Consider the following 4,323-nt stretch of genomic DNA (forward strand, 5'->3'; position numbering starts at 1 on the left):
TCGGAGATGTGTATAAGAGACAGATAATGAACAGGATCGTGCCGAGGATCCGTACGATCGCTTTGTAATTTAAAGCTGTAGAATGTGTCATCAAATAGTCGCCTCCCTTAATAATCCTGGTTCCAGAAGCGCGGAGTCAGCAGGATAAACAGCGGATAAAGCTCCAGTCTTCCGGCCAGCATGTATACGGAGAGGATCCCTTTGGAAAAAAGCGTCAGATGCGCGAAGTTTTCCGTTGGACCTACGGATCCGAACCCGGGTCCTACATTTCCCAGACAGGTCACAACAGAAGACAGGGACGTGATCAGACTCTCATTTTCGAACGAGATCAGAAATGTTCCGGCGAATACCATTAGGATGTACAGGAAAAAGTGGTTTGCGATAGAGCTTACCGTATCTCCCTGCAGTGTCTTGCCATCCAGTTTTACAGTCTCGATCACATTAGGGTGAAGGCGAAGGGAAATCCCGCGCCGGATCAGCTTGCTGATGATCAGGATCCGGATCGCCTTCAGTCCGCCGCTTGTGGAGGAAGAACATCCGCCGACGATCATAAGGAAGAACAGGATCATCTGGCAGATGAAAGGCCAGACTTCATAGTCGGAACTCATATATCCTGTAGTAGTCAGGATGGAAGCGGTCTGAAAGGCCGCATCGACTGCTGCTCCTCCGATGGAATCGTTCTTGCCGGTAACAAACAGGACAGTTGCGATCAAAATCGCAGACACCCCGAAAATCAGGAGATAGAAACGGAATTCCGAGTCTTTGAACAACTGAGAGATCCCGTCCTTAAACGCCAGATAATACAAGTTGAAGTTGACCCCGCATAAAACCATGAACACCATGATCACGACTTCGATATAAGTGCTGTTAAAATGGGCAACACTGTCGTTGTAAGAAGAAAATCCTCCGGTCCCGACGGATCCGAACGTATGGACAAGTGCATCAAAAAGACTCATGCCGCCAAACAGCAGCAGGATCACTTCCAGCACGGTAAAGATCAGATACATGATGTAAAGTGTCTTCGCTGTCTTTGACATCTGCGCCGAGGTTTTGTCCATGATGGGACCGGGTGCCTCGGTTACTGCGATATTCTGTCCGCTGATCCCCAGAGAAGGCATCAGTGCAATAGCGAATACCAGGATCCCCATGCCGCCGATCCAGTGGGTAAAGGAGCGCCAGAACAGGATCCCCTTTGGCAGTACCTCGACATCAGTAAGGATCGATGCTCCCGTCGTTGAAAATCCGGAGCAGGATTCAAAAAACGCATCGATTGGATTTGGGATGCTCCCTGTGACAACGAAGGGTACTGCGCCGACCGCAGCGGAGAAAAACCAGCACAGCGTTACCACAAGAAAGCCGTCTTTGACACGAAGAGTCTTGAAGTCGTGCTGGAATATTTTCAATAAAAAAACACCTGCTGCCACAGATGACAGCATGGTGATGAGAAACGGGATATAAACAGAACTGTTGTCGTAGATCAATGATACAACAAAAGAAGGCAGCATGGAGCCGCCTATTACAGCCAGTATCAAACCAACGATTCGAAATGCTGAAGCAAAACTTAAATTCATCTCATACCCCGATTATTTTTTAAATATACCGATTCGGCCGGTGTCCCGCAGAAGTGTCTCTGTCGAAGGCAGGTCGCTCAGCAAACTCAAAAGAATGACTTTATCGTCTTCCAGGATCCTTGTGTCACCGTTTGGAATAATGACATCTTCTGTGCCGCGATGGATCGCCGCAATGATGATCCCATCCGGCAGATGGAGATTTTTCAGCGGCTTGTTGAGGATCTTCATGTGATGCGTAGCAATGATCTCCATGATTTCAGCCTGTCCCTGGATAAGCTGGGAGGAAAGAATCTTCTTTGATCCCTGCACAAAGCGGATGATGCTGCTGGTGATGATATCAAGCGGGTTCAATGCCACGTCGATCCCCATACGGGAAATGATTTCTCCATAGCTTGCCCGGCTCACCTTGGCGATAACATCCTCGATCCCGTGCTGTTTGGCAGTAAGTGCCAGAAGCAGGTTTTCTTCATCGTAACCGGTCGCTGTTACCACGGCATCCATCTGACTGAGATTTTCCTCTTCCAGAAGCGTCAGATCGGTGGCATCTCCGTGGAGAACCATGACGTCGTTTAAGTGAGAGGAAAGATAGCGACAGCGATCCTTGCTTTTTTCAATGACTTTGACGGCAGCACCAAATTCTGACAGCATTTTTGCCAGATAAAATCCGGTCTTTCCGCCGCCTATGATCATGACCTTTTGAAGGTCGTTGTATTTTCCTTTTTCGTGAACTTTTTCATTGAGATCCAGAATCGGACCCTTTTCACCGATAACATACAGAGCATCTCCGGCCTGGATCGTTGTATCTCCGTGCGGGATGATGACCTTTCCGTTGCGGGAAATAGCTACGATCAGCATGTTTGGCAGGATCTCGCCAACATTCGGGATCTCGACCCCTATGAGACTTTTGAAGCGGGAAACGGAAAACTCGATGAGAGAGACTTTCCCGCTGGAAAAGATCCCGTTGCTCAGTGTGTACTTTTCTGCCAGGTATTTATAGATCTCTACCGTGATCCCCAGGTCAGGGTTCACGATATGGTCGATGCCCATGACTTCTTTTATGAAACTGATCTGCTGCATGTGTTCCGGATCCCGGACACGGGCGATCGCTTTCTTACAGCCCAGACTTTTGGCAAAGGCTGAGATGACGATATTCTCCTCATCATCACCTGTAGTTGTGATCATAAAGTCATAAGACGCGATATTGATACGTTTAAGGACTTTGATCTCTTTCGCATTGGCGTTGATCGTCATAACATCCATCTGCGAGCTGATTTTCTGCAGAATATCTTCATTGGTGTCGATGATCGTAACGTCGTGATCTCCGCCCAGTAATGTGTTGGCTACCTTGAGACCAAGTTTGCCGGCCCCTACAATAACAACTTTCATTTCCGATTCCTTTCTTATCTCATGTCCGCTGATTGGCGGACACAGTTATTGTACCACTAATCTTGTGGAATTCAATATCTAATTGCAAGAATCTGAGAAATAGATTAAAATAGTGGCAGAAAAAGGTCAGAATAAAATTGGAAAAGAGGTTTTTTCATGAAAATAGAACGGTTTATCGGTGGAATGCTGGAAAGCAATGGTTATGTGATATATCAAAAAGACGGGGGAAACTGTTATGTGATCGATCCGGGATATCATGCCGGAGTTTTTGAGGAATGTATCGATCGTCATCAGCTCCATCTGTCAGGCATTCTTCTGACCCATCATCACTACGATCATGTGGGTGCAGTAGAAAAACTGCGGGATCGGTACGATGCTCCTGTATTCATGCATACAGCGGATTGTGATCAGTACCACGGCAGAGTGGATGTTTATCTGGAAGATGGAGATACTATCGATCTGGATGGTGAAACGATCCGTGTGATCCATACGCCGGGTCACACGAGAGGCGGTGTGTGCTATTTTTCAGAGAAGAGCAAGGTGGTATTCACGGGAGATACGATATTCAATGTAGATATCGGACGCACTGACTTTGAGGACGGTTCGCCCGATCAGATGGAACGCAGCATTCTCGATAAAATCAACACGTGGCCGAATGATATTTTCATATATCCGGGGCACGGGGACGGCTGCACTATGAAAAAAGTGCGGCAGATCAACACGGAATTCCTGGATGTGGTAAAGGGGGAAGAGAAATGAGTATCAAGCTGATTGCTCTGGATCTGGATGGAACAACACTGAATTCTGCGAAGCGGATCAGCGAAAGAACATGTGTGGCACTGGAGACGGCTGCAAAGCAGGGGGTGCATATCGTTGTGGCAACGGGAAGACCCTTTGCCGCACTCCCTGAAGATGTGTTTCATATCCATGCGATCCGGTATATGCTGACGTCTAATGGCGCTGCCATCACCGACCTTTCGAGTGGAGAAATTTTTTATGAAAATTGTCTCTCGGCAGGAACTGTGGAGGCTGCAGTAGAGATGCTTAAGAGCACTGATTATATCCTGGAGGGCTTTATTGCAGGAAAAGCATACATAGAAAAGGCTTACTACGAATATGTGGAAAGGACAGGCAAAAGTTTTCGTGGTGTACGCTATATCCTGGAAACCAGAAATCCTGTTGAAAACCTTAACGGATTTTTGCTGAACCATAAAGATCATGTGGAAAATATCAATGTCAATTTTGAAGATCTGGCATGCAAGCCCGGTTTGCGGGATATGCTGCTGACGCTGCCGGATGCCACGATCACCACGTCTTTTCCTAACAATCTGGAAATCGGAGGATCGACCACCAGCAAAGCGGAAGC

At 47.4% G+C, this 4,323-nt stretch carries 4 protein-coding genes; 2 read left to right on the forward strand and 2 right to left on the reverse strand.

Annotated features, from left to right (window positions below; genetic code table 11):
- Positions 1–107: 107 nt before the first annotated feature.
- Together H8876_RS03310 and trkA are read right to left on the reverse strand one after the other, a co-directional pair.
- The gene (locus tag H8876_RS03310; RefSeq protein WP_249286516.1) at positions 108–1,571 is read right to left on the reverse strand and encodes a TrkH family potassium uptake protein; all 1,464 of its coding nucleotides are present in this window, start codon (positions 1,569–1,571) and stop codon (positions 108–110) included.
- Between the two features lie 12 nt (positions 1,572–1,583).
- Positions 1,584–2,957, reverse strand: a complete 1,374-nt coding sequence (trkA, locus tag H8876_RS03315; RefSeq protein WP_249286517.1) for a Trk system potassium transporter TrkA — start codon at positions 2,955–2,957, stop codon at positions 1,584–1,586.
- A gap of 156 nt (positions 2,958–3,113) precedes the next feature.
- Here trkA and H8876_RS03320 point away from each other — a divergent pair, with 156 nt between their 5' ends.
- Positions 3,114–3,716, forward strand: a complete 603-nt coding sequence (locus H8876_RS03320) for an MBL fold metallo-hydrolase (RefSeq protein WP_177265158.1) — start codon at positions 3,114–3,116, stop codon at positions 3,714–3,716.
- On the forward strand, positions 3,713–4,323 hold a 611-nt coding region (locus tag H8876_RS03325; RefSeq protein ID WP_249286518.1), incomplete at its 3' end, for an HAD family hydrolase. The genes H8876_RS03320 and H8876_RS03325, both read left to right, overlap by 4 nt.

This window comes from Lentihominibacter faecis, assembly GCF_014306095.1.
GTDB lineage: Bacteria > Bacillota > Clostridia > Peptostreptococcales > Anaerovoracaceae > Lentihominibacter > Lentihominibacter faecis.

What these genes read in the sequence shown, in the direction of transcription:
- H8876_RS03320 (WP_177265158.1), top strand. Translation starts at nt 3,114, where the DNA reads ATGAAAATAGAACGGTTTATCGGTGGAATGCTGGAAAGCAATGGTTAT.
- trkA (WP_249286517.1), bottom strand. Translation starts at nt 2,957, where the DNA reads ATGAAAGTTGTTATTGTAGGGGCCGGCAAACTTGGTCTCAAGGTAGCC.
- H8876_RS03310 (WP_249286516.1), bottom strand. Translation starts at nt 1,571, where the DNA reads ATGAATTTAAGTTTTGCTTCAGCATTTCGAATCGTTGGTTTGATACTG.